Source organism: Pseudomonas sp. EGD-AK9 (assembly GCF_000465935.2).
Lineage (GTDB): Bacteria > Pseudomonadota > Gammaproteobacteria > Pseudomonadales > Pseudomonadaceae > Aquipseudomonas.
In genome coordinates, this window is record NZ_AVOF01000408.1 from 1 (window position 1) to 2,574 (window position 2,574).

At 70.6% G+C, this 2,574-nt stretch carries 2 protein-coding genes; both read right to left on the bottom strand.

The window, feature by feature from the left end; genetic code table 11:
• On the bottom strand, positions 1–919 hold a 919-nt coding region (locus tag N878_RS17470), incomplete at its 3' end, for a circularly permuted type 2 ATP-grasp protein (RefSeq protein WP_021444889.1).
• A gap of 131 nt (positions 920–1,050) precedes the next feature.
• Positions 1,051–2,574: transglutaminase family protein (locus N878_RS17475; RefSeq protein WP_021444890.1), on the bottom strand; the 1,524-nt coding region annotated here is incomplete at its 5' end.

The following is a 2,574-nucleotide window of genomic DNA, read 5'->3' on the forward strand; positions in this document are numbered from 1 at the left end:
CCTCGAGCAGGCCGGGCACGCCGAGGGCCGAGTCGGTGCGCAGCTCCAGCGGATCGCAGTAGTCGTCGTCGAGGCGGCGCAGCACCGCATGCACCCGGCGCAGGCCGGCCAGGGTCTTGAGGTAGAGGGTGGCGTCGCGCACGGTCAGGTCGCTGCCCTCGACCAGCGGGTAGCCGAGCTGGCGCGCCAGGTACAGGTGCTCGAAATAGCTCTCGTTGAAGCGCCCGGGGGTCAGCAGCACCACCAGCGGCGTCTCGCCGCCACTCGGCGCCTGGCGCGCCAGGCTGTCCTGCAGGGTGCGGAAGAAGCCGGCCAGGTACTGCACGCGCAGATCGCGGTACAGCTCGGGGAAGGCGCGCGAGACGATCTGCCGGTTCTCCAGCGCGTAGCCGGCGCCCGACGGCGCCTGGGTGCGGTCGGCGGTGACCCACCAGCGCCCGTCCGGCGCACGCGCCAGGTCCACCGCGTAGAGGTGCAGCCAGGTGCCGCCGGGCACCTGCAGGCCCTGGCAGGGCCAGAGGAAGTTGTTGTGGCCGAACACCAGCTCGGCCGGCAGCAGGCCATCGGCGATCAGCTTCTGCGGGCCGTAGATATCGGCCAGCACGCGGTTGAGCAGCGTCGCGCGCTGGGCCACGCCGGCGGCGATCTGCTGCCACTCCTCGGCCGGGATCAGGTTGGGCAGCAGGTCCAGCTCCCAGGGCCGGTCGGCGCCGTCGGGGTCGGCGTAGACGTTGTAGGTCACGCCGTTTTCCTGGATCTGCCGCGCCAGCATGGCCTCGCGCTGCGCCAGCTGTTCCGGGCGGCTGCGCGAGAGCTGCTCGAACAGGCGGCGCCAGTGCGGGCGCACCTTGCCCTGGGCGTCGAGCAGTTCGTGGTAGGCGCCGGCAGGCGGCGGGTAGTCGGCTAGCAGGTCGGGCATGGCAGGCTCGGCAGTGGCAGGGCAAGCGGCTTTGCGCCCCCGCTCCCGCTTGCGGGAGAGGGTTGGGGAGAGGGTCTTTGCCGTGGCCGCCCTCTCCCCCGGCCCCTCTCCCATGAATGGGAGGGGGGGCGTCAGACGCGGCGCAAATCCAGGGTCATCGGCAGTTCATTATTGTCGATCGGCTGCATGACAGGGCGCTTGCCCGGGCTGTGGCCGAGGCGGAAGAAGCGCGCCAGGCGTCGGCTCTCGGCCTCGTAGGCGTTGACCGGCAGGCTGTCGTAGTTGCGCCCGCCGGGATGGGCCACATGGTACTGGCAACCGCCGAGCGAGCGCTGCATCCAGGTGTCGATCAGGTCGAACACCAGCGGCGCGTGCACGCCGATGGTCGGCTGCAGGCAGCTGGCCGGCTGCCAGGCGCGAAAGCGCACGCCGCCGACGAACTCGCCGACCTTGCCGGTGGGCCGCAGCGGCACCGGCACGCCGTTGCAGGTCAGCACATAGCGATCCGGCGCCATGCCGCCGAGCTTGACCTGCATGCGCTCCAGCGACGAGTCGACGTAGCGCACGGTGCCGCCGCTGGCGCCCTCCTCACCCAGCACGTGCCAGGGCTCCAGCGCCTGGCGCAGCTCCAGCTCGATGCCCTTGACCGCGAAATCGCCGGCCTTGGGGAAACGGAACTCGAAATGCGGGGCGAACCACTCGCCGCGCAGGCGATAACCGAAAGCGCCCAGCTCCTGCAGCACGTCGGCGAAGTCCTGCTCGACGAAGTGCGGCAGGAGGAAACGGTCGTGCAACTCGGTGCCCCAGCGCACCAGCCTGGCCGGGCGGTAGGGCTCCTGCCAGAAGCGCGCAATCAGTGCGCGCAGCAGCAGTTGCTGGGCCAGGCTCATCTGCGCGTGCGGCGGCATCTCGAAGGCGCGCAGCTCGAGCAGACCGAGGCGGCCGCTGGCCGCATCCGGCGAGTACAGTTTGTCGATGCAGAACTCGGCGCGGTGAGTATTGCCGGTGACGTCCACCAGCAGGTTGCGCAGCAGCCGGTCGATCAGCCAGGGTGGGCAGTCGCGGCCCGGCTCGGGCATCTGCGCGAAGGCGATCTCCAGCTCGTACAGCGCGTCGTTGCGCGCCTCGTCCACCCGCGGCGCCTGCGAGGTGGGGCCGATAAACAGGCCGGAAAACAGGTAGGACAGCGACGGGTGGTTGTGCCAGTAGCCGATCAGGCTGCGCAGCAGATCGGGGCGGCGCAGGAAGGGCGAGTCCGCCGGCGTGGCGCCGCCGAGGACGAAGTGGTTGCCGCCACCGGTGCCGGTGTGGCGGCCGTCGAGCATGAATTTCTCGCTACTCAGGCGTGACTGCCGCGCCGCCTCGTAGAGGAACTCGCCGCGCTCGACCAGCTCGCTCCAGCTGGCCGCCGGGTGGATATTGACCTCGATCACCCCGGGGTCGGGGGTGACGCGGAAATACTGCAGACGCGGGTCCTGCGGCGGCTCGTAGCCCTCCAGCAGCACCGGGCAGTTGAGTTCGGCGGCCACCGCTTCGATCGCCGCGACCAGCTCCAGGTACTCTTCGAGATGGCTGAGCGGCGGCATAAACAGATACAGCCGCCCCTCGCGCGGCTCGGCGCACAGCGCGGTGCGCACGATACCGGGCGCCGACTG